Here is an 18250-nt window from a genome sequence, read left to right on the forward strand (position 1 = left end):
CTTGTGGTGTCCAGCATGTGGACCGGAAGTGATGGTGCAACCAAGAACAACTGCCTGACCTGCGGCGACAGTTGATTCGATTTTCTACCGGAATCGAGGGTCGACCGGAAAGCATCGCTGCTAAGAGCTGCCCAGCCTGACGCTGATCCGCTGACTGGCCCCCCTCGTGCCGCTCAGATTCCCGAAGGCCAGCTTCAGGGACGCGCCCGTGACCGCCGATGTGACGGTGGCCGGCTTGGCCGTCACCGCGGACACGGCGCGCTGCCAGGTCAGGGTCAGGGAGGTCTGGGCGCGCATCGGGTCGCTGACGCAGATGACCGCGGTGCCGTCGCTCTTCTCGCTGATCTGCACCGAACAGGGGGCGCTCGCGGTGAGCTTGCCCACCGTGCCGCCGAACCAGAAGTTGACGCCGGTGAAGCCGAGCGAGGGGACGTAAATCCCCTGCTGGTCGTCGGAGTTGGCCAGGATCTGGAGCCATCCGGTGTCGGCGGACCGCGCCGCCGTCTGCGCCGCGCTCGCTCCCGGCAGCAGGGCGTAGGCGTACGTCCCGTTGGTCGGTGCGGTGCCGTGGTCGACGTACATCGTGAGGTACTTGCGGGCGATCGCGGTCGTGGCGCCGCCCTTGTTGATGTCGCTCCACTTGCCGGTGCGCTCCTCGCGCAGCGCCTTCACCGTCGCGCCGCCGGGAAAGACGTAGCCGCCGTGGCCCCCGATGTGTGCCCACTTGGCGCCGGTGAGGGTCGCCGACCAGGGGGCGCTGGTCGGCTTGGCGGCGCCGTCCACCTGGAAGGAGGCGGTGCCCGTCGGTCCGAGGTTGCGGTTCTCGACGGTCGTCTCGACCGCCGCGCCGTCCGTGCAGACGATGCCCGCGCCCAGGCAGACGATCGCGTCGTCCAGGCAGAACCACGACTTCTTCGCGCGCAGGGTGCTCTGCAAGCCCTTCAAGTACTGCCCGATGGCGGCGCGCCCGCCGTCACTCGCGCCGCCCACCCACTTCACGTCCGGCATCGACGCGCCCCAGTCGCCGCCCGCCGCGTCCGCGAGCGCCTTGCGCGACGCGGTGATGCCGGGCAGCCGGTAGGGGTCGACGGTGGGCCAGAAGGCGTCGCTGTACTGCCCGTTGGCGTAGGTGTCGCCCCACCAGTAGAGCATTCCGGAGCCGGTGTGCCAGCCGCGCAGATTCTCGCCGTTGCCCGTCTCGTAGTACGTGATGCGGGGATCGGCCATGCTGATCGAAGCCGCCCAGCCGGGGCGCCGGTGCGTGGCGCGCGCCATGTCGGGAAAGAGGCGGTGGCCGGTGGGCTCGGCGATCGCGCTCACCGAAGCGTCGTCCTCGACGGCCTGCAGACGGGCCAGACCCGTCAGGCCGAGCGAGGAGTCGCTCAGCGGCGGGCTGTAGTAGTCGCGCCGCATCCAGCCCTTGACCAGGCCGCGCCAGCGCGCGTTCTCGGCCGCGCTCGCGCCCTGCCCGAGCAGCACCACGGCGGCCATGATGGGGTGGCCGCGCCGGTGGTCGTCGGCCTGGGTCCTGGTGGCGTCGGAGGCGGAAAGACCGCGGCTGATGGCGCGGCCCGCCACGCCGTCCATGACGAGACCGTTGTAGATGAACGGGGCCCACGCCTTCTCCACGGCGTCGAAGACGATCTGCTTCTTGGTGTCGGTGACCTCCCAACCGGAGCCGCGCAGCAGGGCGAAGAGCATGCCGAGCCCGCCGAGCATCACCGATCCGTACGAGCCCGTGTAGGGCACGGTGGTGTGCTGGATGAACGAGCCGTTGGTGTAGAGGCCGTCGCCGGTCGTCACGTACGGGAAGACGGGGGACAGGGCGTCCCTGGCCAGGGCGATCTTCGCGGAGGAGTCGCCGACGACCCCGCGCAGGGCGAGCACCCGGCACAGGTCGACGCGGTTCGCTCCGGTGCTTGTGCCGGTGTAGCTGCCCACCGCCGAGTCGGGCACGAAGTGGTCGGCGGCCGCACAGTAGTCGGCCACTTGGGTCGCCGACAGGTGGTCGTACATCAGCACGCACACGTCGAGGAGGTTCTGCGGGGCGCCTATCTGCCAGCTGTACCAGTTGCCGAACCGCGCCTGATTCTCGTTGTAGACCTGCGCGTAGAGATGATCGAGGCCGGTGAGGATGTCGGCCTTGAGCCCCGCGTCGCCGGTCAGGCCCGTGCCCTCGTGGCGGTAGGCCTGGGCCATGGTGTTGAGCCTGCTGTAGCCGGTCACCACGTTCGCCGAGTAGCCGTACGACTCCTGGTCGGTGTCCGGGTCGGGGTCGGCGTAGGAGATGTCCGGCCACAGGGAGCCCGCGGCGGGGGCCATGGCGGCGCGCAACTCCCGTGCGGTGGTGCCGAGTGCGGCAAGGCGGCTCTTGAAGGGCTCGGCCGTGGGGGAGAAGCCCTCGCCGAGTATCAGGGTGCGCCACTTGGCACGCAGCGCCGCGTACTCGTCGGCGGCCACCGCCGCCGTCGCCTCGTCCGAGGGCAGCAGCCCCGAGGCCGTCAGGGCGAGCGCGGAGCCGCCGGTGGTGAGCAGGAAGGCGCGGCGGGACCAAGGAGAGTGCATGGGGTCTCCGATGGTGGAGGGGGAGGGGAGAGAAGAAAAGGGGAGGGGAGGGGTGAGGCGAGAGAGGCGCGGGGGGCAGGCGAGAAGAGCAAGCGCTTTCTAGCATGGGTCTAGGCCACTGCTCAATGGTTCGGGCGCCGCGCTGTAGCGTCAGGGGCATGAGCGATCACGCAGTGGTGGATGTGGGCGACGTACGCCTGGCCTATCGGACCTGGGGCGACTCGTACGGAGCGCCTGTCGTGCTGCTGCACGGGCTGGGCGGTTCCTCGGAGTCCTGGGAGCAGGTCGGCCAGATGCTCGGCCAGGAGTGGCGGGTGTACGCGCTCGATCTGCGCGGGCACGGGGAGAGCGACTGGCCCGACGAGTACTCGGTCGAGCTGATGCGCGACGACGTGCTCGGCTTCCTCGACGAGCTCGGCCTCGACCGCGTCGGCGTCGTCGGCCACTCCATGGGCGGGGTCGTGGCGTACCTGCTCGCCGAGGAGCACCCGGACCGCGTCGAGCGCCTCGTCCTGGAGGAGACGCCGCCGCCCTATCCGCGCGACTGGGTCGAGGCGCCCCGCCCCGAGGAGGCCATCGACTTCGACTGGCCCGTCTCCCCGGCGGTCCGCGCCCAGATCTTCGACCCCGACCCGGAGTGGGCCGAGCGGCTCGGCGAGATCGTCGCACCGACCCTGATCGTGGCGGGCGGCCCGGACAGCAGCATGCCGCAGGGGCGCATCCCCGACATGGCCACGGCGATCCCCGACTCCCGGGTGATCACGATCCCGGTCGGGCACTCGGTGCACGAGGGGAGCCCGCAGCAGTTCGCCGAGCAGGTCAGCGAGTTCTTCACCAGCTGAGCGGGGCGTGGTCGGACCACGCCCCGCACCACGTTCGCCCGACTCGCCCGGGGTTACGCCGGCCGGGGCCGTGACTGGTGGAGGCGGGTGTAGTACCGGCCCTCCGCCTCCAGACCCGTGGGGTCGTCACCGGCCTTGAGTACCTGCTCCACGGCGGCGGCCTGCTCGGCGGGATCGCTGAACAGCCGCTGCGGATAGGTCCGTTCGGGGTCGGTGTCGGTGGCGAGACCGTGGGCGTCCAGGACGTCCACGATCTGCTGGAAGGGCACCGTGCGCAGGACGAACGCGCTCACCCACACCGGAATGCGCGTCGCGTCGAGGAGCGCGTCGAAGGTGCGGTGGGTGATGTAGCCGATGCCTCCGGTGACCGTGATCAGGCCGACGCGCCCCACGGCACGGCGCAGCTCGCTGCTGGGCGGATGACGCTCGAGGTTCTCGGCATAGGCCTCGTCGAGCAACCCCACCTCCAGGGCGTACCGGGTGGCGTTGTCGGCGGTGTCGAGACCGATGACCGGGACCGCGTCCGTCCGCCGCCGCGAGGCGTAGAACTCCTTGTCGGACTCGATGAGTTCACCGCGGGTGAGGGCGTCGGTCTCGGCGCTGGTGTAGTGCGCGTAGAGGTCGGCGAGCGTGAGGTCGTGGTTGAGCAGCGCCGCGTTGATCCCGTAGGAGCAGCAGAGGTCGAGGACCGTGACCGGGAGGCGGGTGCCGCGCACCGCGGACCGCTGGGCGAGCGTGCGCCGGAAGACGTCCCTTGCCTGCTGCGGTATCTCGTACCGCAGAGGGGCCAGCGTGCGGAAGTACGCGCGGGGATCGGGCTTGTCGTAGATGTCGTCGAACCGGGTCTTGCCTGCCGCGGTGGTGGTCCGGGCACCGGTCATGAGCATGCCTCCTCGTGCCGAGTGGCGGGGTCTGGGGTCGCGCTACGTCTATCCGACCCTTGGCTCGACCCGATAGACCTCCTGGCGGTAACCGGCCACCGCGGCGGTCAGGGGTTCGTGAAACTGCCCCGGCCCGTTACGTTTGCACGCTGGTCGAAGCCGGGTGATCCGCTGCCGGCCGAGAACACCTCCGATGCTGGTTCAGGCCCGAACGGCTGGGACCAGGCCTATGCCGCCGCCGGTCGTTCCGGGGTCGACTTGGTCGCGGGCTGGGGCGCGAGCGGGTCCGCAGGCGCGGGCGGTGAGGGCGAAAACGCCTGCGTCTGCTGGGCTTTCTCCAGGAAGCGCAACAGTTCGACGGGGAAGGGCAGGACGAGGGTGGAGTTCTTCTCGGCCGCGACCGCCACCACGGTCTGCAGCAGCCGCAGTTGGAGCGCGGCCGGCTCGTCCGCCATCTCGTGCGCCGCCTGGGCCAGCTTCTTGGAGGCCTGCAACTCGGCGTCCGCGTTGATCACCCGGGCCCGGCGCTCGCGGTCGGCCTCGGCCTGGCGGGCCATGGAGCGTTTCATCGTCTCGGGCAGCGACACGTCCTTGATCTCGACCCGGTCGATCTGCACGCCCCAGCCCATGGCGGGGGAGTCGATCATCAGCTCCAGGCCCTGGTTGAGCTTCTCCCTGTTGGAGAGCAGGTCATCGAGATCGCTCTTGCCGATGATCGAGCGCAGCGACGTCTGCGCCATCTGCGAGACCGCGAAGCGGTAGTCCTCGACCTTGATCACCGCGTCCGCGGCGTCGATCACCTTGAAGTAGATGACGGCGTCGACGCGTACCGTGACGTTGTCCCGCGTAATGCCGTCCTGCGCCGGGACCGGCATCGTCACGATCTGCATGTTCACCTTGCTCATCCGGTCCACACCCGGGACGACCATGGTGAACCCCGGCCCGCGGACGTCATCCCGCAGGCGGCCGAGGCGGAACACGACGCCGCGCTCGTACTGTTTGATCACCCGGGCCGCCGACACCACGTACACGAACCCGGCAGCCGCGACCGCGGCACCCGCTGTGAGCAGCTCTTCGACCATGACGACCCCCTATCCTCCGAGTCGCCCGTCACTACCAAGATATGCCCTGGTTTGTCCGTGGTCGAGCCCCTGCCGTCCCGCCGCTGACTAGGGTGGGCACGGTGTTCACCTCCCAGGGGCCCACGCTCCGCGAACTGGCCGTGCAGGCTCTCTCCTCCATCGAGGACGGCTACGACCTGCTGGCCCCGAAGTTCGACCACACCCCGTTCCGCACGCCCGACCGCATCCTGCACGCGGTCGCGGACACGCTGCGCGATCTCGGGCCGTTCGACGCGGGGCTCGATGTCTGCTGCGGCACCGGCGCGGGCGTCGAGACGCTGCTGCCGCTGTGCCGGGAGCGGGTCACCGGCGTCGACTTCAGCGCCGGAATGCTGGCCAGGGCGCAGGCCGCCGTCGCCCCGGTCAACGGCGGGCCCGCGGTGGACTGGGTGCGCGCCGATGCCCGCGCCCTGCCCTTCGCCGGGTCCTTCGACCTGGCGGTGAGCTTCGGGGCATTCGGACATTTCCTGCCCGCCGAGCGGCCACGGCTGTTCGCGGAGGTCTACGAGGCGCTGCGGCCCGGCGGGATCTTCGCCTTCCCGATCGGCGCGCCGCAGCCCATGACGTCACCGCTGTACTGGGCGCTGCTCGGCTTCGACGGAGTGATGCGGGTGCGCAATCTGCTGTGGCGTCCGTCGTTCGTCATGTACTACCGGACCTTTCCGCTACGGGGTGTGCGCGACGACCTGCTGCGGGCCGGGTTCACCATGCGGCTGCACCCGCTGGAGGAGTTCGGCCGCCGCCCCGACGGCAGCCCCAACTGGTGCCTCGTCGAGGCGTGCAAGGCCTGAAGGACGCGCAAGACCTCGGGTCACTGGAACGCCTTGCGGTAGGCCTGCGGGCTGACCCCGGCGACGCGCTTGAAGCGGTCGCGGAAAGCGGTGGGCGAGCCGAAGCCGACCTGGACGGCGATGCGCTCGACGGAGTGGCCCGTCGTTTCGAGCAGATGCTGGGCCTGCCGGATCCGCGTGCGGTGCAGCCACTGCAGCGGCGTGCTGCCCGTCTGGTCCCGGAAGCGGCGCAGCAGGGTGCGGGTGCTCATGCCCGCCCGTCCCGCGATGTCATCCAGGGTGAGTTCGCGCTCGGCGTTCTCCTCCAGCCAGCGCAGGAGCGGTTCGAGTTCCGAGCCCCGGGGTGTGGACGGCGCCTCGGAGACGATGAACTGGGCCTGGCCGCCCTCGCGTTCCAGCGGCATCACCGACAGGCGGGCCGCATCGGCGGCGACAGCGGAGCCGTAGTCGCGGCGGATCAGGTGCAGACACAGGTCGAGTCCGGCGGCGGCACCGGCGGACGTCAGGATTTGCCCGTTGTCGACGTAGAGGACATCCGGGTCGACGTCGATGTCGGGATAGCGGTCGGCGAGCCCGGCCGCGGCCAGCCAGTGCGTGGTGGCGCGCAGCCCGGACAGCAGGCCGGCCGCGGCGAGCGTAAAGGTGCCCACGCAGATGGAGGCGATCCGGGTGCCGTCGGCCGCCGCGTCCCGCAGCGCGTCGAGCACCGCACCGGGGACCGGCCCGGACACGTCGGAGGTGCCGGGCACGATGATCGTGTCCGCGTCCGCGAGCCCTTCGAGCCCCCACGGCGTCTGGATCGTGAACAGACCGGCGTCGGTCTGCGGCGCGGCGGCGCAGACACGCACCCGGTAGCCGGGCCGCCCGCCCGGCAGCCTGGTGCGGCTGAAGACCTCGATGGGGGTGGACAGGTCGAACGGGATGACGGTGTCCAGCGCCAGGACGGCCACGGTGTGCATGGCGGAAACGTACGACAGCGGTGCTCTCCCGCCAAGCGCGGGCATCAGGGGATATGCCCTCCCCGTACCTCCTGACCTGCCCGGAGAACCGATGGCGGTATCTGTGCGAAGCCTGTCATTAATGCCACTGGCCGGTGGACACGCACGCTGACTAATCTCGGCCGTCGGGTCCCGGTCGGGAGCCGACGGATCTCCGCCGTTCCCCAAAGAACCGTTCCCCGTAGAACCGTTCCCGAAGTGCCGATCTCCGAGAACCAGAGGACCCCTGCCGTGACCAAGTTCCTCCTGACGCTCCATGTGCTGGCCGCCATTCTCGCCGTCGGCCCGGTCACCGTGGCCGCCAGCATGTTCCCCGCGGCCCTGCGCCGGGCGCAGGCCGATCCGCAGGACGCATCGGCCGTCGCCTCGCTGCGTCTGCTGCAGCGCATCTGCTCGGTGTACGCGTTCGTCGGCGTCGCCGTCCCCGTCACCGGGCTCGCGACCGCCGGCAGTCTGGGGGTGCTCGGCAGTGCCTGGCTGATCGCCTCGATCATCCTCACCATGGCCGCGGCCGCGGTGCTCATCGTCCTCGTCCTGCCGCGTCAGGAGGCGGCGCTCGAAGCGGTGACCGGGGAGGGCGAAGGCGGCACGGGCGGTCAGCCGGCAGCCGGGTCGAGTGCGGTGGTGGTGGCGGTGGGGGAACGCGCCAGTACACAACTGGCCATGTACACGGGCATCTTCAACCTCCTCTGGGCCACGGTCACCGTCCTCATGATCATCAGGCCCGGCTCCACGACCGGGGCCTGACCCACCTGACCCGTCTGACCCGTCTGGCACCCCGCATGTCCGCTCCCGGCGCACAGATCACTGTTGACCCCCGCGCGGCACAAGCCCTAAGTTCGGTGAACGTGCGTTCACCAGCGCTTTCCTTACCACGGGGGTATCAGGAAATGGTCCGTGCACCACACGCTCAGCAATGCTCAGACCCGGTCGGCCTGCCACCGGACGCCCTCTTGTACGTGGAGCTGGCGCTCGACGCCGACGAACAGGGCCGGCTCCGCGACATCGCACCGGGCCCGGTCTGGTTCGCCGAACCGGACTCCGGCTCGCCCGACGACGCGCGCGTCCTCTCCGACGCCCACATCGCCCTCGGCAATCCGAGGGCGGACTGGGTGGAGAAGGCGCCGCACCTGCGCTGGCTGCAGCTCGCGTCCGTCGGCATCGACCGATACGCGGGCCTCGACTGGCCGGTCCTGGGGCAGCGCCTGGCCGTGACCAACCTCGGCGGACTCTTCGCCGATCCGGTCGCGGAGACCTGCCTCGCGGGCATCCTCGCGCTCTACCGCGGTGTCGACGTGCTGGCCGGACTCCGCGCGGGGGAGACCTGGTCGAAGCCCGACGTCCGGCCCGGCCTGCGGCTCCTGAGCGACGCCAACGTCCTCATCCTGGGCCGCGGCTCCATCGCCCGGCGCCTTGCCGGACTCCTCGCGCCCTTCGGCTGCTCCGTCACGCACTTCGCGCGGGGCGACGGCGACATCCGCACCCCGGGCGAACTCGACGCCGGGCTGCCCGGGTTCGACATCGTGGTGGGACTGCTGCCGGGCACGGACGAGACCGCCGACCTCTTCGACCGGCGGCGCATCGGCCTGCTGCGTCCCGGCGCGGTGTTCGTGAACGCGGGACGCGGCACCCTGGCCGACGAGGACGCCCTGGTCGCCGCCCTCGCCTCGGGCCGCCTGGGCGGAGCGGTCCTCGATGTCACCCGCGAGGAGCCGCTGCCCGCCGGGCACCCGCTGTGGAGCTGCCCGAACGTCATCCTCACCCAGCACACCGCGGGCGGCTCACGCGACGAGACGGAACGCGTCATCGGCCTGTTCGCGGACAACTGGCAGCGGCTCACCGGCGGAGAGCCGCTGCGCAACGTCGTGCACTGGCCCAGGGGGTACTAGGGAGAACTCGGGAGCATCAGGGGGCAGCGGGGCGAGGGGGGGCGGGCTGTCCGCCGTCGCTCGGAAGGATCAGAGGAAGTGGAAGCCCGGCCTCGGGTGCATGAGGAAGTCGTGGTGCGAGATGTTCCACGCGTACGCGCCCGCCATCGAGAACACCACCCGGTCCCCGGCCCGCAGCCCCGCCACCACGACCTGTCGGGCCAGGACGTCCTTGGGGGTGCACAACTGCCCCGCGAACGTCACCCGGTCCTGCCGTGCCCCGGACCGCGGCCAGGGGTGCGGCCACGGCTCGCGCGCCGGGAGCACGGTGCAGGGCTGGTCGTGGCCCTTGGCGGCGGGGGTGCGCAGATGGTGGGTGCCGCCGCGCACCACCGCGAACTCCTCGCCGTGGCTCTGCTTCACGTCCAGGACCTCGGTGGCGTACCACCCGCAGTACGCGCTCAGCGCCCGCCCCGGCTCGATGCGGAGCGTGAGGTCCGGGTGCGCGGCGCAGAGCCGGGCGAGGTCCTCGCCGTAGCGGGCCCAGTCGAAGAGCGCGCCGGGGTCGGCGTAGTCCACGCTCATCCCGCCGCCGACGTTCACCTCCGCGAGGCGGATGCCGTGGCGCTCGGCGAGCGCCTGTGACCAGGTCACGATGGTCTCGGCGACCGCGAGCTGCCGCGGCGCGTCGAGACCGCTGGCCAGATGGGCATGTACGCCGAGCAGTTGGAGGCGGGAAAGGCTGCCGTCGGTGAAGGCAGGGATGACGGAGTCGGCCTCCGCCGGGTCGAGGCCGAAGGGAGTGGGACGCCCGCCCATCGTGAGGGAACTGCCCGCAAGGGACGCGTCGTCGAGGCCGAGATTGAACCGCAGCAGTACGCCGACGCGGGTGTGCGGCACGACGCGCGCGGCGACGGCGGCCAGCATCCGCAGCTCGTAGGCGCTCTCCACATGGAAGCGCGCCACGCCGAGCTCAAGGGCGGCCGCGATCTCGTCCGGTGTCTTGCCGGGTCCGCCGAAGGCCAGCGGGCGCCCAGTCACCGCCTTGGCCACATGGGCGAGTTCGCCGCCCGACGAGACCTCGTAGCCCGCCACGTGCGGGCCGAGCGCGGCCAGGATCTGCGGCTCCGGATTGGCCTTGGCGGCGTAGTAGAGCTCGACCTGCCGGGGCAGCGCGGCGCGCACGGCGGCGGCATGCGCGTCAAGCGCCGCGAGGTCGTACAGATAGGCGGGCAGTTCCCCGGACGCCAGGCCGAGGGCACGTTCGCGTACGGCGGGAGTGGGGGCGGTCATCCGGCGGCGCTCCAAGGTGCTTCGGTACGGGGACCCGCGTCCCGCACAGGTACATGCTCGGCGAGCGTAAAGGGTGAGGTGAGGCGGACGTAGCCCGCGTCCCGGTCGGCCTTGCGCTCCCAGCGGGTGAGCAGGTTGGCCTTGGCGGGCAGTGGCACCCCGGCGAGCAGGGCGCTGAGCCGGGGCGGGCAGCCGTGGGTGTCGGCGAACTCCTGCACGGCGGCCCGGACCTCGGACCACAGGGCGGGCTCGGTGTGCGGGTGGAGGTCTGCGAGGGCGGCGAGCAGTTCGGCGACGTGGTTGACCAGGAGGCAGTAGACGACGCGGTCCCAGCCGCGCTGCGCGTCGTACGTGAGCGGTCCCGCGACCTCGGGCGGGAGTGCTGCCAGGGTCTTCGCGTGGCGCTCGGGGACCAGCTTGGTGCCCTCCAGGTCGCGGAAGAGCACCTGAGCGGGCATGCCGTCGTCGTCGACGCAGACCAGGACGTTCTGCAGATGCGGTTCGAGCACCAGGCCGTAGTCGAAGTACGCGGCGAGCACCGGCGGCAGCAGGAGCCGCAGGTAGGTGCGCCACCACTGGAGCGCCCGGTGCGGCCCCGCGCCTTCGAGGAGGCGGGAGATGTGGCCGGGCCCCGTCGGGTACTCGTCCGCGACGGCCGCGGCGAGCAGCGGTGTCGTGCCGGGCAGCAGTCGTCCGGCCAGACCCTCGCGGACGATGACGCCGAAGCCTTCCAGGAGGGCGAGGTCGGGTCGCCCGCCCGGACCCGGGATCGCCAGGCTGCGGTATGCGGGTTCGCGGAGCACGGCGCTGCCCGGGAAACGGGCGGACAGGTCGTCCAGGGCGCCTTCGAGCGTGCGGGTGAGGGCGACGGCGCCCGAGAGCTCGTAACTGGCGTTCTTGCGCAGGCAGTTGGTGATGCGGATGTTCAGGCTGAACTTCAGGAAGGTGTCGCCGTCGTACAGCGTGCGTACGGAGGCGGTGGCCGCGAAGGGGGAGCCGCCGGGCCCCAGGTCGATGACGTCCGCGCGGTCCAGGGCGGCGCGCAGCCCCCGATGCCCCCGCAACAGGTCGTACTGCCAGGGGTGCACGGGAAGGAGGCGATAACCGCGCGGCACTCTTCCGAGGCGGTCGAGCGGGGCCGTGGCGTCCGGCCGCGCCGACTCCTCGGCGATGAGGTGGTCCCGTACGGCGAGGTGGCGCAGCGGGAAGGCGGCCGAGGTTTCGGGGGCGTACGCGGACCAGTCGGCGAGGTCGCCGCCGCGGGCCTTGGGGGTGGGGTGGAAGCGGTGGCCGAAGAGCAGGGACCGCTCGGAGGCCAGGTAGTCCGCGAGCCACTTCGGGGCCGGATCGGTGGCGGAGGTCGCACGCGCGGCGGAGATCGCACGCGTGGCGGGGGTCGCATGCGTGGCGGTGGCCGAACGCGCGGTGGGAGCTGCCCCCGTGGCAGGCGCCGGACGGGCGGCGGCGATGGCGGCGCTGACGCCTTCATGGCTGGAGGCGATCTGCTCCAGGAACTCCTCGTTGCTCACGCCCGTACGCAGCGAGAGCTCCGCATGCGTGTACTCGGCCAGGCGCGGCCAGTCCACCTCCACCCAGCGGCCGTCCCGCTGCTCGGTGACCGGGCCGGTGAAGCGGTGGGCGCCGAGGAGCGAGGCGCGGCGCAGCGCGACGCGCAGCAGGACCCCGCGGCGCGGCAGCCGGAGCAGAAGATCGCCGTCGACGACGGCGGTCTGGTGCTCGGGCCCCGAGACCTCGCGCAGCAGGCAGTTGAGGAGCGTGTGCGTCACCGCCTGGTCGGCGCTGGGCAGCCGGGTGGGCGCGGCACCGGCGAGGGGAGCTCCCGCGACGGGGGTGCCTGTGAGGGGGGTGCCCGTGACGGGGGCGCCCGCCATGAGGGCAGCGGACTTGGCGGGCGGCGTGGACTGGGCGGGCAGGGCGGACGGGGCGGCGAACGTGCCGGTCGGCAGGGACATCAACGGCTCCAGCGGATGCGGGGCGAGCGGCGGAACAGGGCGGGAAGAATGAGGGTGGCCGGGGACGGCGGGGCGGGCGCGACCGGTCCGGACCCGGCGGCGTTCCCCGGTATGGGGCGGCGCTCGACGGCCTGGTGCAGGGTCTCGGCGAGATACGGCGGCAGGCCGAGCGCGGCGAAGGACGACACGAAGGCTGATGCGGCGGCCGTCATGAAGCCCCCGCCCTCCGCAGGTAGTTGGGGCCCGTCGTGTAGTGCTTGTTGATGTCGGCGGCCCCGGAGCGCTCCTTGGAGAGCAGGGTGCCCGCGGTGACCATCGCTTTGACCGGCAGCTCCGCCGCGTCCAGGACGTGCGCCCGCAGCAGTGCGCCCGGCTCGCCGGGGCCCGCGCCGAGCCGCTCGACGGCCTCGGAGAGCCGGTCGCGCACGAGCCCGAGCAGCCGCTCCAGTGGGGCGCGGCCGTGCCGGGCGAGTCCGAAGGCGTAAGAGCCCGCGCAGAGGTGGAGAGTGATGGTGATGAAGAGATCGAGCACGGGCCGGTCGCCGTCGACGAAGATCCTCGCATCATCGAACTCTGCTCGATCCAGGGCCTGTTGGCCCATGACATCGCGCAGTCGGGCGAGATTGATGCGCGGCCCGTCGTTGTCCTTGAACAGCAGCCGCAGCCGGGTCCGGCTGTTGGCGCCTCCGTCCGCGCCCTCGTCCGCGGGCCTGTCAAGGACGAGCGAGATGTTCTGCTGGTGCGACTCCAGGGCGATCCCGTGGGCGAAGAGCGTGGTCTGCCAGTCGAAGAGGAGCGCGAGCGTGGCGTCCAGGAGGGCCAGGGGATCGCCGCCGTAGAAGCGTTCGGCGAGGTGGTCGATCACCAGGCGATCGCTGCCGGGTGCCGGGCACAGCAGGGCGGCCATCGGTACGACCGCGGAGCCGTCGAGTCCGGCCGGGTAGCGGCGCAGGAGCACGGCGAGGAGTTCATGCCCTGCGTGGGCGAAACGGGTCTCGTCCGCGTGCAGGACGACCCCCGCGAACCGGGCCTCGCGGGCGATGACGGCTTCGACGAGGCGCTGGCCCGCGGCGCCGTCGACGAGGGTGCCCGGCTTGATCGTACGGCGATTGCGCAGGCCCAGGGTGGCGGTGGCCAGGGGCAGCTTGAGGTGCTCCGTGGGGCGGGAAGCGAGGGCGACGGTACGCATCGACAGGGTCGGTACGACATCGGGGCCGGGCCCCTCGACGAGGCGGGCCCGCCCGTCGAGCCCCGCTTCCCGTAGCGCGTCCCGCAGGGGCTCGTCCGCGGTCAGCGGGTGTACGGGGAGCAGAAGATGGCTGTCCTCGAACTCGGGAACGCCGGCTGCGGCGGGGGACAGCCAGGCGTGACTGCCGCTGTCTCCGCTGCTGTCGCTGCCTCCCCCGCTGCCGCCGACGGTGACGGCCTCGCGGGGCAGGGCGAGCTGCCGCAGCGCGAAGGCGGGATGGAACTCGGGTGCGTACGCGCGCAGTTGCGCCATGGAGAGCCCGGAGCGGCCGCGCGAGGTCGGATACACGGGATGATCCGCGCGCGCCGCGAGCGTGTCGTGGGCGAGCCCGCCCGTGAGGCCGGTCCAGGCGGCGGGATCGCCGCCGTAACGCCGGGTGAGCAGGGCGTCCGTCTCGCTCCTCGTCCCGGCGTGCAGCCGCATGGCGTCGAGCGCCTCCCCGCACTCCGCGGCGAAGGCGTCGAACCCGCCGCGGTCGACGGGGTCGGCCAGGTCACGCAGGGCGGACATGATGCCGCCCGCGTCGGTGAGTTCGGCTCCGTCCGGCTCCTGACGGAGAAGGGGAAGCCTGGCGGCGTACGTCCCCTGGTAGCCGTCCGCGCGGACGGGCATGAGCAGGGCGTTCCGGGGCGAGCGCGCGGGGGCGCCGGGCCGTGCCACGTACCCGGCTGCCGAAGAATCCCGCAGCGAATCCGCGTCCGCCCCCCACCCCGGCAGCCTCAGCCACAAGCCGTCCGTCTGCCGCACCGTGCTGCTCCGGGTGCGCCACCCCACCACGTCCTCGCGCAGGAGCGCACCGAGCACACGTAACAAGAGTTCGCCCTCGACGCCGACCGCCGGGGAAGGCGCGGCCTTGCCCGTGCGGCCTGTCACGGCGTGATCTCCCAGTGATGCCCGGCGACGAAGTCCGCCACGGCCCGGTCCACCGCGCCCTGTTCGGTGCCGGTGGCGCGGACCACGCCGAGGAAGTCGCGGTTGGTCCCGTGCAGGTCGTGCCGCTCGCCGACCGCTCGCAGCGGACGATACGTCAGCCGCACCCCGTCCACTGTCTTTTCGGAAGCGGGCGGTGCGGCCGTCAGTGTTCCGGCGCTCTTCGCGCACGGATAGTCGAGCCGTGCCCGGCCGTCGGAGCGTGCGCCCAGTTCTGCGGGGAGCGGCCGGCCCATATGCGTACGCAGGATGTGCTCGAAGAGCGGTATGTCCAGGAGCTGGGCCAGGAGCAGGTCGCACTGGTCGCCGATGGCGCGGTAGTTGACCTCGATGAGCCGTGCTCGTCCCTCCGCCACCACGAACTCCGTGTGACAGGCGCCGAACCCCACCCCCAGTACGTTCAATTGTGCAAGCACCTGGGCCGTCACCGCTTCCGGGTGCGCCGGTACGAACGTCATCCGCTCCTCGATGAAGTACGGCGGCGGCGAAAGCTCCGTACGGAAACCGCCCAGGACATGCCGGACGCGGCCGTCGCCGAGCGTCTCCAGGGTGCACAACTCCCCGGCGAGATACTCCTCGACGACCAGCGCCGCTCCCGGCCGCCGTGCCTGTATCTCCGCGCACCGCCGCTCCAACTGCCCCGGCCCCTCGACCAGCACGACGTCCTCGCTCGCCACGCCCTCGCGCGGTTTGACCACGCACGGGAACGGCACGTCGAGCGCGGTCAGCGCGGCCGGGTCCTGGCCTTCGGGGAGTTCCGCGGACCAGACCGCGTCGGCGCCCGCCGCCGCGAGATGACGCCGCATCTGCGCCTTGTCCTTGGTGCGCAGCGCTGTCCGCCAGTCCTTGCCGGGCAGTCCGAAGTACTCGGCGGCCAGCGCGGCCTGGGTCTGCAGGTGGTCGCTGTTGGTGAAGACGGCGCCGGGGGAGTGATGTGCGGAGATCCGGCTGATGACGGCGCGGAAATCGCGCACGTCGCACTCAAGGATCTCCGGGCCGCTCAGGTTCTCCGGGGCGGGGGCGCGCCGGTGGGCGTCGGGCTGATCGGTGAGGAGGGTGACGTCGAGGCCGAGCCTGCCCGCGGCGGGCAGAAAGCCTTCGGTGACCGAGTCGGTGGGGTTGCGGGCAAGGACGTACAGCCGCATGGCGCGTTCACTTCCGGGTGCGAGCGGAGGTGGATGTGTGGAGAGGCAAGGAAGGGGCGGGCCTCAGGAGGGACTCGCCCGGAGCAGGCCCGAAGAGGGGCGCCCGCCGCGCAGGCGGTTCGGCGTCCGTCGCCCTGGCCACGTCAGGGGGGACGTGCTCCGCGGCTGGACGTGGCGTCCTTCTGCCGGGTCCTGTCGGGGTCGGACGCGTTCGACGGGCCGCGTCAGATGCAGGGCACAGAGAGGGGTCCGCCGCGTGAAGAGGCTGTCTGGCGGGACGGCCCGAGCGATCTTGGACACGGGGTGAGAGTTTAGGTTAGGTATGCCTAACGATGTCAACTCGCCGTGAGGGCGGGGTCACTCGCCACGGCGCGGCGGGCGGCACGCCGCTGCCGATGCGGTAAATTGAAGAGAAATAAGGTAAGCCTTACCTAGTTCACCGCGGACGGGTCCGCCGGTGAACGATCTGTGGACCTGCCTTCCAAGGAGTTACGCGTGCCGCTGACCGTGGCCCCGGACCTGGCGCCGACCGCCACCGCCCTGAGCCCAGCCGCCCTGCTCGCCACGACCTACCGGCGTCTCACCACGCACTGCGAGACGCTCGACGTCACGGTGGCGCAACCCGGTTCGAGTGCCGGACAAGGGTGGCTTTCCGGCGCCGAACTGACGGCACATCAACCTGCCCTCGATGCCTTCGTCGAGGCGGAGGCCACCCGCATCCGCGCCGGTCACGACCACACCCCGCGCCCGGACGTCGCCGCGTCCCGCGCCCTGCACGGCTACCTCTGGTCGGTCTGCCTGCTGATGAGCGGTGCCTGGTACCTGGAGCGGCGCGTGCCGCGCATCCGCCCGCAGGACGTACGCGTCCACCTGGAGACCGGCGCCTTCGAGATCGTCCCCGGTTCCTTCGCCTGCTTCCCGGACGACCCGGCGGCAGGACTGCCCGGAACGCGGGTCTTCCCCGACGAGGAGTCGCTGCGCGTCGAACTGCGCGCCGCGGTCGTCGCGCACATGCGGCCGCTGCTCACGGCGATCGGGCCCCAAGCGCGGCGGGCGCGCAGGGTGTTGTGGGGCATGGCCGGGGACGATCTCGTCTCCGGGATCTGGTACCTGGGGCGCATGCTGGGCCAGGAGGACGAGGCGCTGCGGGCCGTGGACGCCCTGCTTCCGGGCCCCGTCGCGCCCTTCCCCGGCGGCGCGGCCTTCCGTCGTCTGACGACCCGTGACGGTGAACGGCACCCGACCCGCACCCGCCTCGGGTGCTGCCTCTACTACACGATCCCCGCCGCCGATGCGTGCGGCACCTGCCCGCGCGTCTGCGACGAGGAGCGGCTGCGGCGGATGGAGACGGACATCGCGGTGGTCGATGCGGCGTCAAAAACCGCTCGGTGAATCCGTGATAGGCACTCTGGCGTAGCCCTTGCTCACGTCAGGAGACGCCCATGTCCCCGTCCACGACCGAGCCACCTGTGCCGGCCGGGCCGCCTGTGTCGGCCGTTCCGCCCGTGCCCTTCGAGGTGCCCGTCATCGACATCACGTCGTACGTCCAGGGCGGCCCGGAGGCCGAACGCGCCCGCGTGGCACGCGAGATGGACGATGCCTGCGCCCGCGTCGGCTTCGTCCAGATCCTCGGCCACGGGATTCCCGACGAGACGGTGCGGGGTCTGGCCGCCGCGGTGGACGGGTTCTTCGGCCTGCCCCTGGAGACGAAGAAGGACTACCGGGTGACCGGGGCGAACCGCGGCTACAGCCCGCCCCGGAGTGAATCCCTGAGCCTGAGCCTGGGCGTGGAGTCCGCCGGAAGCATGAACGACTTCTTCGAAGCGTTCAACATCGGCACCGAAGCCCGCTCGTTCCCCGGACTCGGCCTGTCCGAGGACGACTACGGCCTCAACGTCTGGCCCGCGCGCGTCGAGGGCTTCCAACCGGCGGTACTCGGCTACTTCGCCGAGGCAGGGCGTGTGGCACGCACCCTGACCCGGATCTTCGCGGATGCCCTGGGGGAGCCTCCCGGCTTCTTCGAGCCGCTGACCGATCACTCCATCGACGTACTGCGCATGAACAACTACGCCCTGCCGGAGGGCTCCGTCAGTCCCGACGGCGATCCGACGGGGATGGGGGAGCACACCGATTTCGGTCTGGTCACCGTGCTGTGGGCGGATCAGGTGGCCGGGCTGCAGGTGCTCGGCACCGACAGGGCCTGGCACGATGTCTCCCCCGTCGACGGTGCGCTCCTGGTCAATCTCGGTGACCTCACCGCCCGGCTGACCAACGACCGCTGGATGTCCACCCTGCACCGCGTCAAGCCGCCGATCGTCGACGGCTCCATCGTCCGGCGCCGCTCCGCCGCCTATTTCCACGACGGCAACGTCGACGCGGTCATCGCCACGCTGCCGAGCCACCTCGATGCCGACGACGAACTGGCCTACGAACCGATCCTCGTACGCGACCACATCAAGGCCAAGCTGGCGGGATCCCGGCAGGGCAAGGCGAACGCGGCGGCCGTCCGGGAGGCGGCGCGGGTGCGTGCGGCGACGGAGCGCGCCGCGGGGCACGAGACCCGGTAGGGCGGCCCCGCGGCCGGTTCCGGTTGC

At 71.6% G+C, this 18250-nt stretch carries 15 protein-coding genes; 6 read left to right on the top strand and 9 right to left on the bottom strand.

What is annotated here, in order from left to right; translation table 11 throughout:
- Window positions 1-120: 120 nt before the first annotated feature.
- Window positions 121-2565 (bottom strand): polysaccharide lyase 8 family protein, encoded by a 2445-nt coding sequence (locus ACWFR3_RS21255; RefSeq protein WP_453736152.1) that lies wholly within the window; start codon window positions 2563-2565, stop codon window positions 121-123.
- A 158-nt stretch (window positions 2566-2723) separates the two neighbouring features.
- Between ACWFR3_RS21255 and ACWFR3_RS21260 the strand changes: the two genes are divergently transcribed.
- Window positions 2724-3407 (top strand): alpha/beta fold hydrolase, encoded by a 684-nt coding sequence (locus ACWFR3_RS21260; protein ID WP_453736153.1) that lies wholly within the window; start codon window positions 2724-2726, stop codon window positions 3405-3407.
- A gap of 53 nt (window positions 3408-3460) precedes the next feature.
- Here ACWFR3_RS21260 and ACWFR3_RS21265 read toward each other — a convergent pair whose 3' ends face one another.
- Window positions 3461-4288, bottom strand: a complete 828-nt coding sequence (locus ACWFR3_RS21265) for a hypothetical protein (RefSeq protein WP_453736154.1) — start codon at window positions 4286-4288, stop codon at window positions 3461-3463.
- Between the two features lie 227 nt (window positions 4289-4515).
- Complete coding sequence (locus tag ACWFR3_RS21270) at window positions 4516-5370, bottom strand: slipin family protein (protein ID WP_453736155.1); 855 nt, start codon at window positions 5368-5370, stop codon at window positions 4516-4518.
- 101 nt (window positions 5371-5471) lie between these two features.
- Here ACWFR3_RS21270 and ACWFR3_RS21275 point away from each other — a divergent pair, with 101 nt between their 5' ends.
- On the top strand, window positions 5472-6200 hold the full coding sequence (locus ACWFR3_RS21275; protein WP_453736156.1) for a class I SAM-dependent methyltransferase: 729 nt from the start codon (window positions 5472-5474) through the stop codon (window positions 6198-6200).
- 20 nt (window positions 6201-6220) lie between these two features.
- Here the strand turns inward: ACWFR3_RS21275 and ACWFR3_RS21280 are convergent, their stop codons facing one another.
- Window positions 6221-7159 (bottom strand): GlxA family transcriptional regulator, encoded by a 939-nt coding sequence (locus ACWFR3_RS21280; protein ID WP_453736157.1) that lies wholly within the window; start codon window positions 7157-7159, stop codon window positions 6221-6223.
- Window positions 7160-7429: 270 nt separating this feature from the next.
- Here ACWFR3_RS21280 and ACWFR3_RS21285 point away from each other — a divergent pair, with 270 nt between their 5' ends.
- Window positions 7430-7945 carry a hypothetical protein gene (locus ACWFR3_RS21285; RefSeq protein ID WP_453736158.1) on the top strand — a complete coding sequence of 172 codons (516 nt, stop codon included), beginning with the start codon at window positions 7430-7432 and terminating at the stop codon, window positions 7943-7945.
- Window positions 7946-8157: 212 nt separating this feature from the next.
- A complete protein-coding gene (locus tag ACWFR3_RS21290) occupies window positions 8158-9087 on the top strand; it encodes a D-2-hydroxyacid dehydrogenase (protein ID WP_453736202.1) in 930 nt (309 codons plus the stop codon).
- 69 nt (window positions 9088-9156) lie between these two features.
- Here the strand turns inward: ACWFR3_RS21290 and ACWFR3_RS21295 are convergent, their stop codons facing one another.
- The 5 genes from ACWFR3_RS21295 to ACWFR3_RS21315 all read right to left on the bottom strand — a co-directional run bounded on the left by ACWFR3_RS21295 (window position 9157) and on the right by ACWFR3_RS21315 (window position 15656).
- Window positions 9157-10359, bottom strand: a complete 1203-nt coding sequence (locus ACWFR3_RS21295) for a type III PLP-dependent enzyme (protein WP_453736159.1) — start codon at window positions 10357-10359, stop codon at window positions 9157-9159.
- Window positions 10356-12251 carry an IucA/IucC family protein gene (locus ACWFR3_RS21300; protein WP_453736203.1) on the bottom strand — a complete coding sequence of 632 codons (1896 nt, stop codon included), beginning with the start codon at window positions 12249-12251 and terminating at the stop codon, window positions 10356-10358. Before ACWFR3_RS21300 ends, ACWFR3_RS21295 begins: the two co-directional genes overlap by 4 nt.
- 80 nt (window positions 12252-12331) lie before the next feature.
- Complete coding sequence (locus tag ACWFR3_RS21305) at window positions 12332-12544, bottom strand: hypothetical protein (RefSeq protein ID WP_453736160.1); 213 nt, start codon at window positions 12542-12544, stop codon at window positions 12332-12334.
- Entirely contained in the window at window positions 12541-14454 is a 1914-nt protein-coding gene (locus ACWFR3_RS21310; protein ID WP_453736161.1) for an IucA/IucC family protein, read from the bottom strand. The genes ACWFR3_RS21305 and ACWFR3_RS21310 overlap by 4 nt, the downstream gene beginning before the upstream one ends.
- Window positions 14451-15656, bottom strand: coding sequence for an ATP-grasp domain-containing protein (locus ACWFR3_RS21315; RefSeq protein WP_453736162.1), 1206 nt, complete (start codon window positions 15654-15656; stop codon window positions 14451-14453). Before ACWFR3_RS21315 ends, ACWFR3_RS21310 begins: the two co-directional genes overlap by 4 nt.
- Window positions 15657-16157: 501 nt before the next feature.
- Between ACWFR3_RS21315 and ACWFR3_RS21320 the strand changes: the two genes are divergently transcribed.
- Both ACWFR3_RS21320 and ACWFR3_RS21325 read left to right on the top strand, forming a co-directional pair.
- On the top strand, window positions 16158-17048 hold the full coding sequence (locus ACWFR3_RS21320) for a (2Fe-2S)-binding protein (protein WP_453736204.1): 891 nt from the start codon (window positions 16158-16160) through the stop codon (window positions 17046-17048).
- A 50-nt stretch (window positions 17049-17098) separates the two neighbouring features.
- Window positions 17099-18223: an isopenicillin N synthase family dioxygenase gene (locus ACWFR3_RS21325; protein ID WP_453736163.1), complete on the top strand. Its 1125-nt coding sequence runs from the start codon at window positions 17099-17101 to the stop codon at window positions 18221-18223.
- The last annotated feature ends 27 nt before the right edge of the window (window positions 18224-18250 follow it).

The sequence above is a fragment of the Streptomyces sp. NPDC055189 genome (assembly GCF_053606765.1).

Coding starts and splice junctions, on each gene's coding strand:
- ACWFR3_RS21255 (WP_453736152.1), bottom strand. CDS start 2,565: ATGCACTCTCCTTGGTCCCGCCGCGCCTTCCTGCTCACCACCGGCGGC.
- ACWFR3_RS21260 (WP_453736153.1), top strand. CDS start 2,724: ATGAGCGATCACGCAGTGGTGGATGTGGGCGACGTACGCCTGGCCTAT.
- ACWFR3_RS21265 (WP_453736154.1), bottom strand. CDS start 4,288: ATGACCGGTGCCCGGACCACCACCGCGGCAGGCAAGACCCGGTTCGAC.
- ACWFR3_RS21270 (WP_453736155.1), bottom strand. CDS start 5,370: ATGGTCGAAGAGCTGCTCACAGCGGGTGCCGCGGTCGCGGCTGCCGGG.
- ACWFR3_RS21280 (WP_453736157.1), bottom strand. CDS start 7,159: ATGCACACCGTGGCCGTCCTGGCGCTGGACACCGTCATCCCGTTCGAC.
- ACWFR3_RS21295 (WP_453736159.1), bottom strand. CDS start 10,359: ATGACCGCCCCCACTCCCGCCGTACGCGAACGTGCCCTCGGCCTGGCG.
- ACWFR3_RS21300 (WP_453736203.1), bottom strand. CDS start 12,251: ATGGCGGGCGCCCCCGTCACGGGCACCCCCCTCACAGGCACCCCCGTC.
- ACWFR3_RS21305 (WP_453736160.1), bottom strand. CDS start 12,544: ATGACGGCCGCCGCATCAGCCTTCGTGTCGTCCTTCGCCGCGCTCGGC.
- ACWFR3_RS21315 (WP_453736162.1), bottom strand. CDS start 15,656: ATGCGGCTGTACGTCCTTGCCCGCAACCCCACCGACTCGGTCACCGAA.
- ACWFR3_RS21325 (WP_453736163.1), top strand. CDS start 17,099: ATGTCCCCGTCCACGACCGAGCCACCTGTGCCGGCCGGGCCGCCTGTG.